Origin of the sequence: Pseudomonas sp. Irchel s3f7 (genome assembly GCF_900187615.1) — a bacterium.
Lineage (GTDB): Bacteria > Pseudomonadota > Gammaproteobacteria > Pseudomonadales > Pseudomonadaceae > Aquipseudomonas.
Genome location: NZ_FYDO01000021.1, coordinates 72,524 through 89,683, shown reverse-complemented (window position 1 = coordinate 89,683; position 17,160 = coordinate 72,524). Strand labels below are relative to the sequence as shown.

Here is a 17,160-nt window from a genome sequence, read left to right as displayed (position 1 = left end):
CATGCCGTGCTCGGCGGCAGAAGGTGGTTACTGAGGGGCGTATTTTGTGAGGGCTTCGTCGGCAGCGATCAGTGCGGCGCCGGCGGTGGCCGCTGATACCTCTCCACCAGTGAGCGCCTTGCTCAGGCAGTTGGTGACGGACGCGAGAGCCAGTACTAGTTCTTCTCTGCCGGCGGCTTCCGCGCGGCCGATATCCCAGAAACGCTGGCCCCAGTGTCCGGCCGCTGGCGGGTTCCGATTCTGTACGCCGAAGGCCATCACTCCCGCGGCTGAATCAAGCAAGTCGCGCTTGTAGGTGTTGTCGCCGTCGATGCTCAGGCCGCGACGGTGCAAAGTGCCGACCACCTCGTCATCATTCAAACCTTGATCCCGTAGCACGATGTCTTCCTCGGGCTTGCCGGGGGTATAGATAACCAGAGTGATTTTGGCGTCAGGCCAAAGTTGTTCGCTGATCTTGACCAGCGCGTCATTGGCGACCTGGTGGAAACGCTGAAGAATTGCGGACATAGGAATTCCTCGCCCGCCGTTCACCGGCAGGCTGGTAGTGAGTGGTGATAATCAGATGATTGGTGCCACTTAAGCGGCATTCCCAAAAACAGAAATAGCGATTCTCTTGCGTGCTACGATCTTCAAAAGGTAAGTCATAAAGGGAAGTGTCGATGGGTATTCAAGATCTAACGGCATCTGATTGGGTTATCGTCTCTGCCACGTTGTTAGGCCCAATCCTCGCGGTTCAGGCTCAGAAGTGGTTGGAGCGATTCAAAGAAACTCGATCAAGGAAACTTCAGGTTTTTCACACGTTGATGGCGACACGCGGGGCTCGTCTTTCCGCTGATCATGTTCGCGGGCTTAACATGATCGACCTGTCTTTTTATGGCTATGTCGGTTTCGGAAGAAAATGGACTTCTGGACGGGACCAAAACGTTCTCGATGCGTGGAAGGAGTACCACGATCATTTAAGTGACCCTGCCAACCTCAATACGATGAGTACTGAGGCGCTTTGGGTTCAACGCGACGAGCTATTCGTGAACCTGCTTTTTGCGATGGGGCGGTCGCTTGGGTATCAGTTTGATCGAGTCCAATTGAAGAAAAGCTGGTATTCGCCAAATGCGCATGTTCAATACGAAGCTCGAATGGAGAATCTTGTTACAGCTGCAACTGGAGTTCTTGAAGGCAAAAGCCCGATTCAAGTTGTTCCAGGAAATCTTGAGCGTCCCGCCGCTGGAGGCGAAAACGTGACGCCACTTTGACCTCTATAGCGGCTGACTTTGAAGGGGGAGGGAGTAAATTACGGGTGGAGTACAGATGTACTCCTCTTGCTGCGGGATTATCCGCGCAGCTCGACATCCGTTGTTATCGCCTTCACAACTACCGGGCCAAGTATCCGGACGCCACGCTGGTCGTCTTTGAATGCTCGATTGATGCGACCGATTGCCGCTTCACGGGCCTGCCGATAAACCTGATCGATCATGCAGTCTGGCCCCCAACTGCCGAGGTTGGTCAGTTCGATCGTGAGCGTCACCGTCGCACCGGTGGTGGTTCGGACTATTGGTCGCTTGGTCATGGCAGTTCATCCCCGACGATCATCTTGCACGGGCCTTGTCGCACTGTTGCAATTTCCGCCAGCAGCTCATCAATCCGCTGATCCGCAGCGTTCAGGCGCTGCTGCAATTCATCTGCGCGACGCCAGAGATTGAAGTCTGGAACTGACTTGCCGGCCATTCGATGCTCGATCATGGCCCACACAAGGTGGTATTCAGGCCAGTCGGACTCGACGACTACGCACTCGACCATCGCTTTCGACTGGCAGTCGCGCAGATACTCAGCCTCATCTTTCGCTAGGCGATTGAGCTTTAGAACGATGTAGCGCTCTTCGCGCTCGAATGGCGCCGGATTGTTTTCTGTGGGCATGGGGATACCTCGTCGGTATATTGGCTGTCTTTTTTGGGGGAACAGGATGTCTTTTTGTTTGGCGCTGACAGATGTTGACTGGTCGTTGACCAAAGACGCGTTCTCTATCCTTGGTACCGTCGCGAGCGCCTTAGGTGTTGGTCTGGCTTTTTATGTTGGCATCGAAGGACTAACGACATGGAAGAGACAGCTCAGAGGGACCACGCATCATGAGCTGGCGCGTAAGGCCTTGATTGAACTCTACAAGTACAGAGAGTCAGTTGAGCGCGCCCGCTCGCCAGCGATGATGGGTTCTGAGCTGGAGCTAAAACCTGAACAGGGAGCTGATCTGACTTTTCGCGAAAGAAGCTATTTACGCAAATGCAGCGGCTACCAAAAAAGGTTCGACGCGATGTTCGCTGCGCGCGCCCCTATTCATGCAACTCTGCTTGAAAGTGAAGCGCTCTGGGGAAAGGAGTTAGGCGAGCTATTCAAGCCGTTATTTAGGATGCAGCATGATTTCTTGACATACGTTGAATACTGGCTGATGGCATCGGACCCCCGCGAAGATGATGATTATCGCAGGACTTATTCGGACGTTATAAAGGACAAGCCTAAGATCATCTTCGACAAGTTAAACGATGATGGTGATGAGTTTCGGCAAAGCTTCAATCGCTGCGTTGCAGCCATTGAGCAATATTTAAAGCCAAAACTCGCATAACCTTTATGGCCTTCCACTGCTGCGCAATAGTCGAGGGGGCGTCAAGCTGCTGATTTGAGCGCTTCGATGATTCGCTGGCCTGCGAGCGGCGGTACCGCGTTGCCGGCCATGTGCATGGTCAATCGATGATTGTCCGGACGCTTCGTGTCGGCCGGGAAAGACATGGCGGCAAGGGCTTCATTCGCCGAGAGCATCCGCATCTCGTCGCCGCGCACCAGAGCCCACCGGTCTAGCGTGGTGATGGTCCCGATCGGGCGCTCCAAACTGCGGCCAGTCAGGCCGGAGCCTGATCCGTAGTAGGGCATGATGAATCGATCACCGAAGCGTTCGCGGCCATTCTTCACGCGGAGCAACGTCGACTCAGCTCGGCCAGGCTTCAAGACCTTGCTCCACTTGCCCGCGTCGAAATCGATGAAAGATGAAGCAGGAACATGCCGGCGCTGGTGAAGTTGAAGGTTCAGTGGTGCTTTGCTTCTGGTGCAGACCAGGAACAAACGGACGCGGTGCTGGGGCACGCCAAGGTCGGCGCAATCAACGACATGTGGCGCGAGCATGTAACCGAGCGCTGCCATTGCTTGCGACCATGCGGGGTACAAGGCCCAGTCCGTGAACTCTTCGACGTTCTCTACCAGCACCACTTCAGGTCGGTGGAACTCGGCAGCAGATACGACCGCCCAGGCTGTCGAGCGCGATGAGTCGTGCTGAGCATTCCCGGACTTCTTACCTCGCGCCTTCGAATGGCCCTGACAACAAGGCGAAGCAAGCATGATGTCGTGGGCCGGCACCTTCGACCAGTCCGCCTGATGCAGGTCTTGGCAGATGTGAATGGCGTCCGGGTGGTTCGCGCTGTGCCACTCAACCGCGATCGGCCAGTGATTGGCGGCCCAGAGTACGTCGATGCCGGCATTTCGGGCACCGGTTGACCATCCGCCGAGGCCGGCGAACAAATCGATTGCTGTAGGCATTGGAGATCCTCGCCGGCTGGCGTGATTCGTTGAAGTCGGGTATCTATATGGTTCGCTGTGAAATGCGGATCAGGTCGGACGGGTTTAATGGAGAGGTGCGCTTGGTTAATTACATGTACCGTTATAAATATCTTCCAAATAAGGAAGGTCTTCTAAAACTTCTTTCTGATCGAACAGTTAAATTTACACATCCCTCAGATTTCAATGATCCATTTGATTGTTTTCCCTCCACGCCACGGACAAAATTATCTTCACTTAAGTCTACTAATCCTGCTTTGTATGATCGGCTAGGGTTGAATCTGTTGAAAGGTGTAGAAAAAATTCAGGAGTTAGACAGGATCCGAAAGCGTCTAGAGTCCCGCTCGGGAGGCGGCAATCAGCTGGATTATTTGCTGAAGGATGCTTCGGTCCTTTCACTATCAAGAATCCCTAACAGTATTCTCATGTGGTCTCATTATGCGGATTTCCACAAGGGGGCTGTGGTGGAATTCAAAATACCGACCAACGCTTGGTCAGCTGGAAAGCTATATTTTAATCATGAAGACTTGATAGCGCTGGATGTTGAATATAAAGCCGAGCGACCCGTATTTAGGAATGATGGCTCAAAGTCTAACAGTCATACAATTTTAAATACTCTCTTCTTAACCAAAGCGAAAGAGTGGGAGTACGAAGAAGAGAGTCGAGTCATAAAAAATGATGGCGGTGCAGGTATATTTCCCTTTCGTCCTTGTCTGCTGAATGGTTTGATTTTGGGGGCGAAAAATAAAGACGGAGCTTTATTTGATAAGCTTTTGAGAAAGGTAAGTGGGGAGATTGGAAAGCATGTCGCTCTTTATCAGGCGGAGTTCTGCAAGACTGAGTACAAAATAAAAATCCCTCGCTTCAACTTTAAAATTGACGAAAAGGACACGGGCGAGCGCAATAGGTGAAGTTGGATCAGGCCGGTCTCCCGGCCCTAAGTGCTTACTTTGGATCGAAAGCGCCCAGCGACAGGGCGGCGGCGCTACCGATCTTGTTCTGAAGCACGGTCTTGAACTCCTGGGCGATGTCCTCGCGCTGAACCTCTTCACCAACCCAGCGCAATTTCAGCACCGGTTGCGCGCCGCTGGTGATCACCGAAACACGCAGCATGATCTGCTGTTCGGTCAGCCCTTCGTACGGAATCACGTTGAACAGCAGCGTGGCGGGCAGCGTTTCTTTACTGCGGGCCTCGATCTGATCGAGCGTGCTTCGGCTGGCGCTCGTCTCGCCTACGGTGTGATCCGATTCGGATGCGGCTTTGATGGTGATGGTCCGAACCGCCGCGATGGCCTTGGCGATGGTCATCGATTGTCCGCTTTCATCGGTGGCTGACAGGAACTGGTTCCAGTCTTCAATCCAGTCGCTGAGATCTTTCTGCGACATCGCACGTCCGCCGATCGCCTGAGCTGCCTTGTAACCAGCTGAGGCCTTCAGTCGAAGTACTGCGCGGTCGTCAGCGTGACCAGGCAGAACATCGGTGCCCAGGTTGAACAGTAGCGTGCAGGTCATTTCATCCTGATCGATGAAGCCCTTGGCATTCGCTACCGCCCGGTCAGCGACATAGGCGCTGAAGTCAGCCAGCGAATGGGTGGAGTAGATACCCCGGAAACGACTACGACCGACCTGCCATTTTTCCAGCGTGATCACTTGGCTGCCAGCGGGCAGGACCGCGGCCGGCATGTAGGTGCCCAGTTGCTTGCCGCTCGCTTCGAGTGCGGTGTCGGTGATGAGTTGGATCGCTTCTTTGGTCAGAGACATTGTTCAGTTCCTTGATGGTCGAGTTTACGAGCGGGGAATGATTGGGGCTTGTGCGCGGTCGAACATTTGGACGTGGTTCTCAGCAAACAGCGTGATTTTTCCACCGGTGCCGACACACATAGGCGTGTCGAGGCTGGCGTTCTCGCTGCGAGCGCCGCGCTTGGTGGGCACCTTGTAGTCGAGCTTGTGCTTGATCTTCACCTGGCTAGATTCGCCAACCCGGCTGAAGTCCAGGGTGATGACCAGCTTCCCGGCCTTGCCGTGGTCAACGACCCCGGCGGCTACTTCGGAAAGGGCGACGCCAATCTGGCTGGCGAACACACCGCCGTTCAGCTCGTTGAGGAACTCGGCGGTGTCGGTAGGGGTGGACATGGCTGTTTCTCCGGGGTGGTCAGTAGACCGCTGGGTGGAAGATTGAATTGCGCCTGGCGAATGCGCTGGCGTCGCCGCTGGCTGGGCCGTTTCAATGACCGGCGCCGAAGTAGGCGAACAGGATCAACAGGAGCGCCGAGCCGATGGTCCAGCGCAGAAGCGTGCGAGCGAACGCTTTCACTGTGTTGTGGTTGGCAGGCTCACCCTTTGCCGTACCAGTGGAGTGCTTGATTAGTTCAACTGTGATGCCGCCGCCTGGCGCCGGGGTGTAGTCCACTATGCGAACGGGCTCATCACGACCTATGTTTTGGTACATTTCGGTGGTGTCCAGGGGAGTCCGGAGACGCAACCGCTGGAGGATTGCTGGGCTCTGACTGATCGTTCGGTTCATGGCGAATCCTCAATGTGGGTTGCGTGTATTCGTCAGCACTCGGTCTGTCTGCTGGTTGCCGTTCGGCGCAGGGGAGAGTGCTGACGAATAAAGGCAGGTGTAAAAAAGCCCGAGATAACCCGGGCTTTTGTTTGCGTCACGAAGACCTCCCTACGTGATCGCAGGTGCCTCCTACTGGAGGGCTTTAGGTCAGGGTCTATTTCATGATGGTCATCTTCCTTTGGTTCGCTCACTGGGCAGGCAGTGGACACCTATTGAACTGGTTGCAGATGTCAGGGGCTGACGAGTCGTCCCCTTACCAGGCGTTATGACCTCGCGGGCTTTCAACGTGCACCGCTTCCGTATCCTGGCAACGATATGTAGTTGACGCTTACTGCGCTTCATCTGCTGTGTTGCGGTGATGCAGGTGGCCGGCGCATGGCCGGGTGTTCGTCCGCATCGGGGTGTGATCTGGTCGGAGCGCTACCTGCTCGCAAGCTCCGTTCCGCTCTCCGACGCCCTCACTTGCGGGCCTTCAGATCACACTCCGATGCGACCTGGTGCTGGGGAGGATCAGGTGCTCTGGCAGTTAGCGACAGGCTGTCGTTTTGGCGCTGGTTGATTCGTTACTGGGGCTTCGACAAGCCCGCTTGAATGCGCTGGGTGATCTCGTCTCGATGCACCGGCACATCCTTGGGTGCGCTTGTTCCGATGCGCACCTGTTTGCCACTCACACCCAGCACAGTGATCGTGATGTCGTTACCTATGTTGATGCTTTCGCCTACCTTGCGAGTCAAAATCAGCATTGTCCATTTCCTGCGTTAGTTGGTTTCCCAATGCCGCCTTGCAAGAAGCGGCATCAGTGAAACGTCACTGCATTACGCGGATTTCATTGCGCGGGAACCACGCTCCGTTGACCTGCACCATGCAACCAACAAAGGCGGCGTAGCGGGTCTCTCGATCTGTCTGGAAACCGTAGTAGGAGCAGGAACCGCGATTGGCGATGCTGTTGCCGATCACTGCCAGAACAACAATCGCCCCGGAGTAGACCAGCATCTGCTTCACCCGCTTCCTCACGCCTCAATACCGAAGTCTTTGAGGCGCAGGCCCAGCTCGTTTCCGATTTCGGCGAGCACCTTCAGCTCTTCGGGGCTGATGTTGCCGTCACCCTCGGCAACGGTGAGCATGTTCACGAACACCTCTTCCGCGTCGGCCGGGTTGTTTTTGATGTCGCGAATCTCGCGCAGGATGTTCATGCGACCGAGTCGGAAGCCGGCTTGCAGCTGTTCGGTAAACAGATTGACCGTGCTGGTGATCTCGGAGCCGAAGTGTTCGAGCGCCTTGTTAGCCCTCAGCTGGATGTCGATCTGGGCTGCTTCGTTCTTGCTGATCTCGCCATCCGCTGCTGCTACCAGAAGGCAGCCACCGACGATGGCCTGCATCAGGTCGCGATTTTCCAGTTTCTTGACTGCGCGCTTGGCGCCAAACAGTTTCTTACCGATACCGAGCATGGTGATTCCTCTGAGGTGGGTTACATCCCGCTGCACCCTGTCGCCAAGGTGCAGCAGTGATGCTGTCCGTCCTATTGCCGCTGGAGGAGCGGGGCGCATTGCTTGCCGGGTCATTCACACGGTTCTGGCGTTTCACCATCGAGCAGCCGTCCAGGTTGTTCCTGTCGTTGGCAGGCTTTCGGGCCTGTCTGCTCGCCGGTCGCCGGTAGGGGCAATGGGGTCTGTTGTTTGTTGCGCTGATTGTTAAAGAGTGGCGCGGCTTTCGCTGCTGGCCGGTGTCGCTTGGCTTGAGTTAATTTAAGCAAGCTGAAATAGAAGAGTCAAGCATGCTGAATTATTAATTCAGCAATCTGAAATCAACAGACAATAAAAAGCCCGCTCATTGGCGGGCTCAATTCACGATTCGCAGTACTGTCGCCATCCGATCCTGACAGCGCCGCTCTCAAATCGCTCCATTCTGATCCCATCGGTTTCTTCAATTTCATCAAGGATATGCAGCCACGCATCGGCAGATTCTTCATCTGACCTGGTGATTACGATGGATTGGGTTTTCTGTGCATCCGGTGCAGAGGTCAGGTGTTGGATACGTCGGCGTATAAGCTCACAGGAGTTCCCAACTGAGCTGGCAGGAGGAGGGGGACGATGCATGCAGTGATCCTTTGTTTTATCGTTTGGAAGCGCCCCATAAAATGTCAAATGTTTGGCGTGCTGGGATATCCCATTTCGGCCAGCTGAAAAAGCTTTGTTCCAAACAGAGAAACACACGCAGCGGACTTAAGAGGAGTGAAAGACTTGAGGGGACCGAAGAAGAAAAGCCCGCACATGGCGGGCTCTATAAAGGCAGACAAGCTGGACGTCCTATAGCTTTTGTAGCGCCCTAACCACGACTCCAACAATTCGGCAGTTCTCTGCACACATCTCTGTAGGGTAGGCAGGGTTCAAAGGCTTTAAGTAACGTCGGCCACCGTCATCCACGAGTTTCTTGAAGGTAGCCTGGTCACTGTCAGCCAATTTGGCCACCACTAGTTTTCCGGACTGAACGTCAGCCTCGGTATCAACCAGGATCAGCGTTCCCTCAGTAATGCTTGTCCCGACCGGAGATGTCATCGAGTCGCCCTTCACCTCAAGCCAGAAAGCCGGGCCCTTGGAGTTGTAGTCCGATAGCTCGTATCGATCTGAAAACCCGGGAGGGAAGGGCTCGATTGCTTCCGCCCATGCACCAGCGGCAACCCAACTGATTACCGGGTATCGAAACGACTCTACCGGTTGACGTGTGTCCTTCACGTTCGAATCGGAAAGCTCCGTTTCTTCGCCTTCACCGATAGCGAGCCATTCAGCGCGGAATCCAGTCGCCTTGGCTAACGCATAAAGATTTTCTGGGCGCAGACTTTTACTTTCCCCTGAAATCCACTGAGTCACAGCAGAGTTCGCAACCCCACATAGGGACGCGATTTCACCTTTCTTTTTCCCGCTGAGCGCGATGGCTCGGGCAATACGTTCGTGTCTGTCCATGACGCCAATATTAAGTTAGCTGAATTTAAGTATGCAGAGCACTGAAATCCTCGTTGACGTCAAAACTTCAGCATGCTGAAATTAAGGCGCTTTTGAATGAGGAATGCGCAATGAATACGCGGGAGGTTGCCGAACATTTCGGTAGTAAGAAAAAACTAGCGGTGGCGTTAGGAATTCATCCAAGCGCCGTGACGATGTGGGGGGAAACAATTCCGGAGTCCCGCCAGTACCAAATTCAGATTCTTTCTAAAGGAAAGTTCAAAGCCGCTCGAACCGTACGGTGAGACGAATTTTTACCAATCTGCTCAATGAGCCAACTCTGAACGCAACGGCGCCGAGAGAAAACTAGACAATGAAATCGCCAGTACTAGAAACCCGCCGCGCAGTGGTGATCGAGGTCGCAAAGAAATACCCAGGCGGCCAGGTATGCGCTTCAGCTCGCCTCAGTCTCGATCTGAAGCGGTTTAAGAATCAGGTTTATGAGAGCGGCGGTGTTGTTCCTCTTAGCGATGAAGAGGTTTACGTCCTCGAAAGCGAGCAGGGCACCACGCGCCTGCCGGACTACATCTGCGCGATGTACGGCGGTGTCTTTGTGCGTCTGCCTGAGGTTGGCGATCTGGACAACGTAGACATGCACCAGCGCTCTTTGCGTACTTCTGTGAAGCGCGGCCGGGTTGACCAGTTTCTTGCCCTCGCGCTGGAGGATGGCGAAATCACTGCCGTGGAAGCATCGGAGATTTTGGCCTTGCATGCCAAGCACCTGGCTGCCCGGCACGAGGAAGTGACAGCACTGATTGAGTTGCACAAGTCGAAGCGCCCGGCCCGACCGCTAGGCGGGAAGGGTTGATATGCAGTTCACAATCACGATTAACCAGGTGAAAGCGCTGGAGTGGGGGTTGAACTCGCAGCAGGCGCTGCTGTTTTCGTTTGTTTACGAGTGTCCTAGCTGGGCAAGGCCAATCAAGACCGATCACGGGATTTTCTTTGCCTTGAGCAAGGCAAAGATCGTGGAGGAGTTGCCCCTGCTCACCGACAAACCAGACACCGCATACCGACTTCTCAAAGGGCTCGAGACCGCCGGGCTGATCGAACTATCCCACACGTCAAACATCAGTTTGTTTCGTTTGACCGAGAAGGCCAAAGAGTGGAATCGCAAGCTGGATGGGTCGGAAAAATATCCGACCTCTGATGTGTTTGAGGGTCGGAAAAATATCCGATCTACCTCGGAAAAATCTCCGAGCAAGGTCGGAAAAATATCCGAACAGGGTCGGAAAAAAATCCGAGAAGGGTCGGAAAAATCTCCGACAAATCAGGGTACCAGTAATCAGGGTACCAATCAGGTAACCAGTAATCAGGAGAAGCAGGGCGCAAACACGCCCCGCAAATCGTCAAAATTCGACCCGCTGACAGCCAAGCCACAAAACGTCAGCGACGAGGTGTGGGCCGACTGGTGCCAGCACCGCAAGGAAATCCACAAACCCCTCACCGCCAAAAGCTGCGAACAACAGGCCAAGGCCTTGGCGACACACCCAGCCCCCGATTCCGTTCTGGCGCTTTCGATCAGCAACGGATGGACAGGGATCTTCCCTGACAAGCCGGCCAGTCCCGTCCATCCACTTCCGGCTAGTCGTCATTCCGGTTTCGATACTCGCGATTACAAGGCCGGCACCAAGGAGAACGCCAATGGCACCTTCCGTCTCTAATCTCGGCGCTCAGATTGACCGCAAATTCCGCGTCATTGGCCGTCAACCAGCGAGTTGCTTCGATCATGGCGATTACTCGGCGGTCATCCTCAAGAGCGGCGACCTGTCTGGCTGCCCCATCTGCGCGAGCAACAAACGCGACATGCAGGAGCTTGAGCGCAAGCGCTTTCAGTTTCGAATTGTCCAGCATTCAAGCGCCCGGATTCCGAAGCGCTTCGCGGAAAAGACGTTCGCCGACTTCACCGTATCGAACCCGGCGCAGCAGATTGCCCTGGATGCCTGCATCGATTACGTCGACAACTTTTCGAAACATCGCCGGGAAGGTCGCTGCATGTTGCTGCTGGGGAAGGTCGGCACCGGCAAGACCCACCTGGCCATTGCCACGGCCAACTACCTGATCAACGAATGCATGGTCAAAGCGATCTACCGCACGGTGGGCACACTGATCGGCGAGATCCGGGCGACGTTCAATGATCGTTCAGGTGAGTGCGAGGCGCACATCCTGCGTGAGGTGATCGGCGCGGATCTGCTGGTGCTCGATGAAGTCGGTGCGACCAAGCAAAGCGAGTTCGAGCTGGCGACCCTGTTCAGCATCATCAACGGTCGTTACGAGCAATGCCGGCCAACGATCATCGTCAGCAACCTGTCTCCCAGCGAACTGAACGATGCCATTGGTGCGCGCTGTGTCGACCGCATCCGCGAAAACGGTTGTATTGGCGTGACATTCGAGTGGGAATCTCAACGCGGTAAGGAGGGCTTCTGATGGGGATCAGCTTGGAAATACCTGATCGCCGCTTGGCTGTTCCGGATCCGAAAAACTATCGGTTTGCCGTGTTCTGTTGCTCTTTCAAGCTGGACTTGAGTGATACACCAGACCATGCCTTGGTGCTGTTCGCAGACAAGGCCATGGCCAAGCGGTATGGCGCGTGGATGTGGCCTTCAACGTACGAGGTGGTGGACCGTTTCGCCCAAATGGAGGCGACCGATTGAGCGCCCTGATCAAGACCTTGACCGTAAAATTGTCCGACGCCGAAATTCAGCGCAACGCCAAGCTTGAGCATGTGCGCGATCTGCGTGATGCCAGTCACCCCGCACTGCACTTCCGTTATGCGAAGAGTCGCGCGCGCGGGTCGTGGTACCTGCTGAACAAACGGAAGTGGCACCGCATCGGCGCCTTTCCCGACCTGTCCACCAAGCAGGTGATCGCGGCGTTACCGGCCGTGCGCTTACGCGTGGCGGCCGATGGCGCGGCCAGCGTTTCGGGGTGGGTCACCGTCGGCGAGCTGTTGGACTGGTTTGCCGATCGCATGGCCCGTTCGCGCGCGCTCTCTGCCAAGCGTCGTGCGGCCGGCAAGTCTGCCATCAATCGCCAGCTCAAGCCGCGCCTGAAAGACCTGCTGATACACGAGGTGAGTGCGCAGACCCTCGACCAGCGGCTGATGTGGCCGGGTCAGGAAACGTTGTCGCTGTCGTACGTCCAGCAGTTGTATCGGCTGCTGGCCGGGGCCTTTCGTCAGGCCCGCAAACTGGACTTGATCCCTATCAACCCGATGGCCGAACTCAAGTTCATCCACTTCACAACGGCGCGCATCTTGCCCAAGCCCGCCCGCCTGCGCGATATCCAGCTGCCTGAGCTGATGGAGGAGCTGACCGAGCGTTTCGAGCGTGCGCCGTCTGACGCCATGCTGGCCTTGATGATGCTTTGCCACGGTACCCGCATCGGCGAAACCCGCCAATCTCGCTGGGCTGATATTGCGCTGGCTGAGCGTGAGTGGTTCCTGCCGGCCGAACACACCAAGAGCAAGACCGAGCTTCGGGTACCGCTGACCGACCAAGCCTGCGCGCTGTTGCGCCGATACCGCACCTGCCAGCATGCCAACGGCTACGAGGGTGCCTATCTATTCCCGTCACGCCGTGGTCTGCCGCTGAGCGATAACCAGGCCAGCGCGGTGTTCACCCGATTGGGGCAGGGGGCATGGACCAGCCACGACCTGCGCAAGGTCGCGCGTACCGCCTGGACCGACCTTGGCATCGACGGGCACATCGGCGAGATGCTGCTGAACCACTCGCTCGGCAAGATTGCTTCGACGTACATCAACACCCAGGCCAAAGAGCAGCGCCGGCTGGCTCTGGTGAAGTGGCACAACTGGTTAGATGGGCGCGGCTTTAGTGCGATTCACGAGCAGACAGGCGCTAGATATGAAGATTCGCAAAACATCGTAGACGCCTTGAACGGCGCGGCCTGCGAGTCGATTCCGCAATTTGTTAAAGGCGAGGATTTAAAACATGCATAAAGGGCATGGGCATGGTTTTAAGTGGCCGCGGATCGAGCTGGAACCCTGCCCGATCTGCAAAGGCAAAGCGGTGGTGCAGGGGATTTCTTATGAGCAGATTTGCACCGATTGCAATGGCTCAGGTTGGGTAGTTATGGGTAGCAGGGTGGTGCTTTCTTCGGACGAACTGGTGACTCAGTTGAGCTTCAAATTGCAGCAGGCTCAGCGCGAAATTGATTTGCTGCAGCGAGGTCCAACGACATCTGGCCCAGCCAAGTACTACCAACAGAACAACCGTCGCGGTGCAGGCGGCACAAATTACACAGGGGATTGAAAGTATGATGATTCGTAAGCCGGCAGGCCGACCGTTGGGAGATACCGAGTACTTGTTGGAGCAGTGGGGATGGTGGCGGTCGGACGGGGCAGGGATACCCAATTACACCTCACCCACATTTGCGCTGATGCGCCAGGCGATGCCGCAAGTGTCGCCGAGTAAAAATTATTGCATCACCGACGACTGGGCAATGGCCATCGACAATGCTGTAGCCAGACTCGCACACCGTGATCAACAGATGGGCGAAATTATTTGGCTGTACTACGGTGCCAAATGGGCCATGGTTCGGGTTGGCAAGTACTACGGCATAAGCGAAGGGAAAACACGGGAGCTGGCAAGAGCAGGTGTGGCGTGGATTGATTGTGCTGTCGATGATATGCGGCAAGCTGCTTAGTCGAACCGACCGCCTGTTTGCAATGAATTTGACGTCGAAGCTTCGACACATCGCCAGAAAAAATGCCCCAAAGCAGCCCATCATGTAGGGCTGCTATCGACCCAGGCTGTGTGAAAACATTATGGAGCAGGTTTTACAGTCAGGACGGGAACGAAAATCGCGCTCCTACGCAAATTTCCGGTCTGCTGATTAACCAAACGCTGGCAGATTTTACGTAGCAACGCAGACTTCAAAACAGCGCAAGCGTTTTGGACCGTTTTCTGCCCATCAAGAGAGGCAGAAAACGACTCAAAGCAGACCCAAAGCTAGTTTTTGCTGCGCTGCAGGTTCAGCGCCAGAAGACGGCGCAGGATGAGTTCATCCGTCCACTCAGGACTATAGTCATTCCAGCCGTAGGCAATTGCGACAGCTTTATCCAGGGAATCGTGTGTGAGTGCGAGCCATTGCGGGCGTTTATTATAAAGGTTAGTTAGCGTACGTTTTTTCAGGTCCAATTCATGGCCTGACTTAGGGACTGGGCGTTTCGGAAAGCCGGCAGCATCCTCTTCAGTGGTAATGAGCCAGTCCGTCCAGTCCGGTGGATTGAGGTAGTGATCACGCAACGTCATGAGTTCGCTTGCAGCAATGGCGATGGCCTTCGCTTTTTCGTTGTCTTCGTATTTCACCGCAGGGATATTAGGTGTCAAACCATCGGGAAAGGGGAAAGTTTCAAAGCAAGTTGTGTGAGTGTAGCGTGGGTCATTTCCGACTCCCAAGCTCGTGCCACGCCTGAGCGCCCAAACTTCGTGAATACGAGATTGAAGTATTCCCATGGTGGTGTCGTCGTCCCGGGCGATAACTACCAGTGCATCGCCCGGGGTAACGGCAGGAGGTGTCCATGCGCAAAGATGGTGCTTTGATACTCGCGTAATGGAGATGTAGCGAGTTAGTCCATTAAGTGCGGTGACCATGGCCGGGCGAGGCCGCCAAAGCTGCCACCATGGGTAGCCTTGGGCGTCTTTCATTTGCGCACGGTTCAGTCGCACGTTTTCCAAGGCCCCAAACGGTAACTCGAAAAGGGAGGCGTCCTTTTTTTCGCGGACAATGAAGTTGACGATGAAACGATCAAGTGGCCTCGTCGTGATTTCGTCTGCAATCCAATATGGGCGCACTACAGCGGACATCGGCTCCCCCTTGGCGTTGGCTGGTTCTCGCAGAATTTTCCTAGCCTCGTCCCCGCTGAGGTTGAACGTGGCGCTCGGAAGTCCAAGCTCAAGGCGGCGCTTCTTCTGAACTTCAGCGCGCGGCGTGACACCCTGAAATGACTTGTTCAAGTTTTCTCGCATTATTGATGCGTTCGTCACATCAATGTCTGAATTCAGGTCGGCATGAATAACCGCAACGTCAAGTCCATCAAGCTTCGGTTTGATGGTGCTTTGTCCGAAACCCGTCATCGACACGCGCACGGCAGCGCCGTTGTCCCACCATTCTTCATCGCTCCAAGCAAGAAAAATCGGCGACTTCTCCAAAATTCGACTAAGCACCTCGCGGTTCGCACCGCCGCGAATGGAGTTGGTCGAAACCAAGCCTGCTGATTGCAACTTGCCCGCTTCCATCTGCAGCCGTGCTTTCTCGAACCAGAAGCAAACAAAGTCTGCACCGTCAATGTTGTTGTCTCGATAGGCGAGGCGCACCGCGTCCACATAGGCATCTCCCAACTCACCGCGCATCTTCTTGTTGCCTATAAACGGTGGATTGCCGACGATTACATCCGCGCTAGGCCATTGGGCTTGGCTGCCATCGGTGTTCATCAATGCATCACGATGTTCGACGCCATCCAGTGGCTTTAGAATCGGGTTGCTTGCATGCCGCCAGCCGTTCTGCCTGCACCACTGGATGTCGCCAATCCACACAGTGACCCGAGCCAGCTCCGCAGCAAACCCATTGATTTCCAAGCCCAGGATGTTGTGTGGGCCAGTCTGCAATTCCGTCTCAGCGTGCAGGCCCAGCTCCTGCGCTTCAATTTGTGCGCACTTTTCTACATCGCGCAGCGCTTTAAGTGCCAGATACAAAAAATTGCCACTGCCACAGGCCGGGTCGAGTACACGAAATTTATTAAGACGCAGAAGAAAATTGGTATAGAGGTTGCGTGCCTCGTTCAATGCTTTGGTGCTGGCGGTCTTTGCAGCGGTAAGCTTGCGCTCCATTTCTTTCTTCGCTTGCACCGTAGTTTTTACATTCACGGCGGCGGCTTTCGCCTCGTCGAACGCACCGGCCTTGGCCATTTGCGTGACGATTTTTTCGCGCGTCGCTTGCCATTCGACCAAAAGCGGGTCGCGTACCAGCGGATCGACGAGCTTGGCAATAGTGTTGGTGTCCGTGTAATGCGCGCCAAGCGCAGCGCGCATTTTTCCAAGCCCGCGTTCGAACAGCGTGCCAAAAATGGTAGGGTCAATTGCTCGCCAGTCCATATCTGCAGAGGCAGCACGCAGCGTTTCAAGATCGCTGGCCGTTAGCGTGGGGATGGCAATGTGGCGGAATAATCCGCCGTTGAACCATTCGATGTCATCGTTGCCGTAAACGCCTTTGGGTTCCTGCATAGCCATGAACAGCGCGGCAATACGGTTGGCGGCCTTCGCTACGTCGCTTTTGGCGCTCGTAAGCAGGCCCGTGAAAATCCTTTCAGGCAACAGACCTTCGTCTTCGGCGAACATGCAAAACAGACATTGCACGAGGAAGTGCGCCACTTGATTACTGTCTTGCCCACGCTGGCGCATAGCCTCGGCCAAGTCAGCAAAGCGACGGGCAGCCTCTTCGGTGACTGCTGCGGTAGATTTTTCGGGCCGCAGCTTTAACGGGTCTGTAAACACCCACTTGAGCATTTGCCGCTTGCTGTCATCCACCAATTCTTCAATACGAATTTCGCGGGGTTCATCAGGGTAGCCAGTGAAGGCAGTGTGGATAATGAGGCGCTCACGGTCGCAAACCACCAGGAGCGGCGGGCTTTCGAGTTGCAGGGAATAGTCAGTTAGTTGCTTTAGGGCCTTGTCAAGGTCACGTCCAGGCTTCTTGTTCTCCCACGCGAAATGACCACGCTTCCAGACATCGGCCCAGCCATCGCCGCCTCCGGATTTCTTGGCGCCACGTTCGAAGCAGTAATTGTTGGGATCACGCGGCTTATCGACGCCGAGTAACTCGCACAAATCATCAAAGTGTGACTGCGCCCCGGCACGCTCAGTGAGTTTGTTGGATTTCCAGATTGAGATGAATTGGGTTGGTGTCATGGGTTTTCTTATGAGCCGTGCAGAAGGATGGGGGCTAACAGTAAATCACGCAGGGATTGAACCATTCCCAGAA

General features: G+C 55.2%; 25 protein-coding genes. 12 read left to right on the top strand and 13 right to left on the bottom strand.

What is annotated here, in order from left to right; translation table 11 throughout:
* Nucleotides 1-27: 27 nt before the first annotated feature.
* Nucleotides 28-507, bottom strand: a complete 480-nt coding sequence (locus CKW19_RS18905) for a hypothetical protein (protein WP_095059289.1) — start codon at nucleotides 505-507, stop codon at nucleotides 28-30.
* 152 nt (nucleotides 508-659) lie between these two features.
* Between CKW19_RS18905 and CKW19_RS18900 the strand changes: the two genes are divergently transcribed.
* Nucleotides 660-1,250, top strand: coding sequence for a DUF6680 family protein (locus CKW19_RS18900; RefSeq protein ID WP_095059287.1), 591 nt, complete (start codon nucleotides 660-662; stop codon nucleotides 1,248-1,250).
* Between the two features lie 77 nt (nucleotides 1,251-1,327).
* Here CKW19_RS18900 and CKW19_RS18895 read toward each other — a convergent pair whose 3' ends face one another.
* Together CKW19_RS18895 and CKW19_RS18890 are read right to left on the bottom strand one after the other, a co-directional pair.
* Nucleotides 1,328-1,564 (bottom strand): hypothetical protein, encoded by a 237-nt coding sequence (locus CKW19_RS18895; RefSeq protein ID WP_095059285.1) that lies wholly within the window; start codon nucleotides 1,562-1,564, stop codon nucleotides 1,328-1,330.
* Nucleotides 1,561-1,911 (bottom strand): hypothetical protein, encoded by a 351-nt coding sequence (locus tag CKW19_RS18890; protein ID WP_095059283.1) that lies wholly within the window; start codon nucleotides 1,909-1,911, stop codon nucleotides 1,561-1,563. Before CKW19_RS18890 ends, CKW19_RS18895 begins: the two co-directional genes overlap by 4 nt.
* 58 nt (nucleotides 1,912-1,969) lie before the next feature.
* On the opposite strand from CKW19_RS18890, the gene CKW19_RS18885 reads away from it, so the two are divergent.
* The gene (locus CKW19_RS18885) at nucleotides 1,970-2,611 is read left to right on the top strand and encodes a hypothetical protein (RefSeq protein WP_095059281.1); all 642 of its coding nucleotides are present in this window, start codon (nucleotides 1,970-1,972) and stop codon (nucleotides 2,609-2,611) included.
* A gap of 41 nt (nucleotides 2,612-2,652) precedes the next feature.
* Here the strand turns inward: CKW19_RS18885 and CKW19_RS18880 are convergent, their stop codons facing one another.
* Entirely contained in the window at nucleotides 2,653-3,576 is a 924-nt protein-coding gene (locus tag CKW19_RS18880) for a DNA cytosine methyltransferase (protein ID WP_095059279.1), read from the bottom strand.
* A gap of 113 nt (nucleotides 3,577-3,689) precedes the next feature.
* Between CKW19_RS18880 and CKW19_RS18875 the strand changes: the two genes are divergently transcribed.
* Nucleotides 3,690-4,505 (top strand): DUF2971 domain-containing protein, encoded by an 816-nt coding sequence (locus CKW19_RS18875; protein WP_160012839.1) that lies wholly within the window; start codon nucleotides 3,690-3,692, stop codon nucleotides 4,503-4,505.
* Between the two features lie 34 nt (nucleotides 4,506-4,539).
* On the opposite strand, the gene CKW19_RS18870 is transcribed toward CKW19_RS18875, so the two are convergent.
* The 6 genes from CKW19_RS18870 to CKW19_RS18845 form a co-directional block, all read right to left on the bottom strand.
* The gene (locus CKW19_RS18870; protein WP_095059275.1) at nucleotides 4,540-5,355 is read right to left on the bottom strand and encodes a DUF2303 family protein; all 816 of its coding nucleotides are present in this window, start codon (nucleotides 5,353-5,355) and stop codon (nucleotides 4,540-4,542) included.
* 24 nt (nucleotides 5,356-5,379) lie between these two features.
* The gene (locus tag CKW19_RS18865) at nucleotides 5,380-5,727 is read right to left on the bottom strand and encodes a hypothetical protein (protein ID WP_095059273.1); all 348 of its coding nucleotides are present in this window, start codon (nucleotides 5,725-5,727) and stop codon (nucleotides 5,380-5,382) included.
* A 91-nt stretch (nucleotides 5,728-5,818) separates the two neighbouring features.
* Complete coding sequence (locus tag CKW19_RS18860) at nucleotides 5,819-6,118, bottom strand: hypothetical protein (RefSeq protein WP_095059271.1); 300 nt, start codon at nucleotides 6,116-6,118, stop codon at nucleotides 5,819-5,821.
* 605 nt (nucleotides 6,119-6,723) lie between these two features.
* A complete protein-coding gene (gene csrA / locus CKW19_RS18855) occupies nucleotides 6,724-6,903 on the bottom strand; it encodes a carbon storage regulator CsrA (protein ID WP_095059269.1) in 180 nt (59 codons plus the stop codon).
* A gap of 64 nt (nucleotides 6,904-6,967) precedes the next feature.
* A complete protein-coding gene (locus CKW19_RS18850) occupies nucleotides 6,968-7,153 on the bottom strand; it encodes a hypothetical protein (RefSeq protein ID WP_256580353.1) in 186 nt (61 codons plus the stop codon).
* A gap of 17 nt (nucleotides 7,154-7,170) precedes the next feature.
* Nucleotides 7,171-7,608 carry a tellurite resistance TerB family protein gene (locus CKW19_RS18845; RefSeq protein WP_095059266.1) on the bottom strand — a complete coding sequence of 146 codons (438 nt, stop codon included), beginning with the start codon at nucleotides 7,606-7,608 and terminating at the stop codon, nucleotides 7,171-7,173.
* 59 nt (nucleotides 7,609-7,667) lie between these two features.
* Between CKW19_RS18845 and CKW19_RS28755 the strand changes: the two genes are divergently transcribed.
* Nucleotides 7,668-7,817: a hypothetical protein gene (locus CKW19_RS28755; RefSeq protein WP_159953409.1), complete on the top strand. Its 150-nt coding sequence runs from the start codon at nucleotides 7,668-7,670 to the stop codon at nucleotides 7,815-7,817.
* 187 nt (nucleotides 7,818-8,004) lie between these two features.
* On the opposite strand, the gene CKW19_RS18840 is transcribed toward CKW19_RS28755, so the two are convergent.
* Together CKW19_RS18840 and CKW19_RS18835 are read right to left on the bottom strand one after the other, a co-directional pair.
* Complete coding sequence (locus CKW19_RS18840; RefSeq protein ID WP_095059264.1) at nucleotides 8,005-8,256, bottom strand: DUF1654 domain-containing protein; 252 nt, start codon at nucleotides 8,254-8,256, stop codon at nucleotides 8,005-8,007.
* A 210-nt stretch (nucleotides 8,257-8,466) separates the two neighbouring features.
* Nucleotides 8,467-9,120 (bottom strand): LexA family transcriptional regulator, encoded by a 654-nt coding sequence (locus CKW19_RS18835; RefSeq protein ID WP_095059262.1) that lies wholly within the window; start codon nucleotides 9,118-9,120, stop codon nucleotides 8,467-8,469.
* Between the two features lie 110 nt (nucleotides 9,121-9,230).
* On the opposite strand from CKW19_RS18835, the gene CKW19_RS18830 reads away from it, so the two are divergent.
* The 8 genes from CKW19_RS18830 (at nucleotide 9,231) to CKW19_RS18790 (ending at nucleotide 13,824) form a co-directional block, all read left to right on the top strand.
* Complete coding sequence (locus tag CKW19_RS18830; protein WP_095059260.1) at nucleotides 9,231-9,404, top strand: Cro/CI family transcriptional regulator; 174 nt, start codon at nucleotides 9,231-9,233, stop codon at nucleotides 9,402-9,404.
* 68 nt (nucleotides 9,405-9,472) lie between these two features.
* Nucleotides 9,473-9,967 carry a YmfL family putative regulatory protein gene (locus CKW19_RS18825; RefSeq protein WP_095059259.1) on the top strand — a complete coding sequence of 165 codons (495 nt, stop codon included), beginning with the start codon at nucleotides 9,473-9,475 and terminating at the stop codon, nucleotides 9,965-9,967.
* 1 nt (nucleotide 9,968) lies between these two features.
* Nucleotides 9,969-10,823, top strand: a complete 855-nt coding sequence (locus CKW19_RS29150) for a hypothetical protein (protein WP_256580352.1) — start codon at nucleotides 9,969-9,971, stop codon at nucleotides 10,821-10,823.
* Nucleotides 10,804-11,586, top strand: coding sequence for an ATP-binding protein (locus tag CKW19_RS18810; RefSeq protein ID WP_095059257.1), 783 nt, complete (start codon nucleotides 10,804-10,806; stop codon nucleotides 11,584-11,586). Before CKW19_RS29150 ends, CKW19_RS18810 begins: the two co-directional genes overlap by 20 nt.
* 17 nt (nucleotides 11,587-11,603) lie before the next feature.
* Complete coding sequence (locus CKW19_RS18805; RefSeq protein ID WP_095059355.1) at nucleotides 11,604-11,813, top strand: hypothetical protein; 210 nt, start codon at nucleotides 11,604-11,606, stop codon at nucleotides 11,811-11,813.
* Nucleotides 11,810-13,117, top strand: a complete 1,308-nt coding sequence (locus tag CKW19_RS18800) for a site-specific integrase (RefSeq protein WP_095059255.1) — start codon at nucleotides 11,810-11,812, stop codon at nucleotides 13,115-13,117. Before CKW19_RS18805 ends, CKW19_RS18800 begins: the two co-directional genes overlap by 4 nt.
* A complete protein-coding gene (locus CKW19_RS18795) occupies nucleotides 13,110-13,430 on the top strand; it encodes a hypothetical protein (protein WP_095059253.1) in 321 nt (106 codons plus the stop codon). The genes CKW19_RS18800 and CKW19_RS18795 overlap by 8 nt, the downstream gene beginning before the upstream one ends.
* Nucleotides 13,431-13,434: 4 nt before the next feature.
* Nucleotides 13,435-13,824, top strand: a complete 390-nt coding sequence (locus CKW19_RS18790) for an antiterminator Q family protein (protein WP_177408832.1) — start codon at nucleotides 13,435-13,437, stop codon at nucleotides 13,822-13,824.
* A 305-nt stretch (nucleotides 13,825-14,129) separates the two neighbouring features.
* Here CKW19_RS18790 and CKW19_RS18785 read toward each other — a convergent pair whose 3' ends face one another.
* The gene (locus CKW19_RS18785; RefSeq protein WP_095059250.1) at nucleotides 14,130-17,087 is read right to left on the bottom strand and encodes a DNA methyltransferase; all 2,958 of its coding nucleotides are present in this window, start codon (nucleotides 17,085-17,087) and stop codon (nucleotides 14,130-14,132) included.
* Nucleotides 17,088-17,160: the final 73 nt, after the last annotated feature.

What these genes read in the sequence shown, in the direction of transcription:
- CKW19_RS18905 (WP_095059289.1), bottom strand. Translation starts at nt 507, where the DNA reads ATGTCCGCAATTCTTCAGCGTTTCCACCAGGTCGCCAATGACGCGCTG.
- CKW19_RS18900 (WP_095059287.1), top strand. Translation starts at nt 660, where the DNA reads ATGGGTATTCAAGATCTAACGGCATCTGATTGGGTTATCGTCTCTGCC.
- CKW19_RS18895 (WP_095059285.1), bottom strand. Translation starts at nt 1,564, where the DNA reads ATGACCAAGCGACCAATAGTCCGAACCACCACCGGTGCGACGGTGACG.
- CKW19_RS18890 (WP_095059283.1), bottom strand. Translation starts at nt 1,911, where the DNA reads ATGCCCACAGAAAACAATCCGGCGCCATTCGAGCGCGAAGAGCGCTAC.
- CKW19_RS18880 (WP_095059279.1), bottom strand. Translation starts at nt 3,576, where the DNA reads ATGCCTACAGCAATCGATTTGTTCGCCGGCCTCGGCGGATGGTCAACC.
- CKW19_RS18875 (WP_160012839.1), top strand. Translation starts at nt 3,690, where the DNA reads ATGTACCGTTATAAATATCTTCCAAATAAGGAAGGTCTTCTAAAACTT.
- CKW19_RS18870 (WP_095059275.1), bottom strand. Translation starts at nt 5,355, where the DNA reads ATGTCTCTGACCAAAGAAGCGATCCAACTCATCACCGACACCGCACTC.
- CKW19_RS18865 (WP_095059273.1), bottom strand. Translation starts at nt 5,727, where the DNA reads ATGTCCACCCCTACCGACACCGCCGAGTTCCTCAACGAGCTGAACGGC.
- CKW19_RS18860 (WP_095059271.1), bottom strand. Translation starts at nt 6,118, where the DNA reads ATGAACCGAACGATCAGTCAGAGCCCAGCAATCCTCCAGCGGTTGCGT.
- csrA (WP_095059269.1), bottom strand. Translation starts at nt 6,903, where the DNA reads ATGCTGATTTTGACTCGCAAGGTAGGCGAAAGCATCAACATAGGTAAC.
- CKW19_RS18850 (WP_256580353.1), bottom strand. Translation starts at nt 7,153, where the DNA reads ATGCTGGTCTACTCCGGGGCGATTGTTGTTCTGGCAGTGATCGGCAAC.
- CKW19_RS18845 (WP_095059266.1), bottom strand. Translation starts at nt 7,608, where the DNA reads ATGCTCGGTATCGGTAAGAAACTGTTTGGCGCCAAGCGCGCAGTCAAG.
- CKW19_RS28755 (WP_159953409.1), top strand. Translation starts at nt 7,668, where the DNA reads ATGCTGTCCGTCCTATTGCCGCTGGAGGAGCGGGGCGCATTGCTTGCC.
- CKW19_RS18840 (WP_095059264.1), bottom strand. Translation starts at nt 8,256, where the DNA reads ATGCATCGTCCCCCTCCTCCTGCCAGCTCAGTTGGGAACTCCTGTGAG.
- CKW19_RS18835 (WP_095059262.1), bottom strand. Translation starts at nt 9,120, where the DNA reads ATGGACAGACACGAACGTATTGCCCGAGCCATCGCGCTCAGCGGGAAA.
- CKW19_RS18830 (WP_095059260.1), top strand. Translation starts at nt 9,231, where the DNA reads ATGAATACGCGGGAGGTTGCCGAACATTTCGGTAGTAAGAAAAAACTA.
- CKW19_RS18825 (WP_095059259.1), top strand. Translation starts at nt 9,473, where the DNA reads ATGAAATCGCCAGTACTAGAAACCCGCCGCGCAGTGGTGATCGAGGTC.
- CKW19_RS29150 (WP_256580352.1), top strand. Translation starts at nt 9,969, where the DNA reads ATGCAGTTCACAATCACGATTAACCAGGTGAAAGCGCTGGAGTGGGGG.
- CKW19_RS18810 (WP_095059257.1), top strand. Translation starts at nt 10,804, where the DNA reads ATGGCACCTTCCGTCTCTAATCTCGGCGCTCAGATTGACCGCAAATTC.
- CKW19_RS18795 (WP_095059253.1), top strand. Translation starts at nt 13,110, where the DNA reads ATGCATAAAGGGCATGGGCATGGTTTTAAGTGGCCGCGGATCGAGCTG.
- CKW19_RS18790 (WP_177408832.1), top strand. Translation starts at nt 13,435, where the DNA reads ATGATGATTCGTAAGCCGGCAGGCCGACCGTTGGGAGATACCGAGTAC.
- CKW19_RS18785 (WP_095059250.1), bottom strand. Translation starts at nt 17,087, where the DNA reads ATGACACCAACCCAATTCATCTCAATCTGGAAATCCAACAAACTCACT.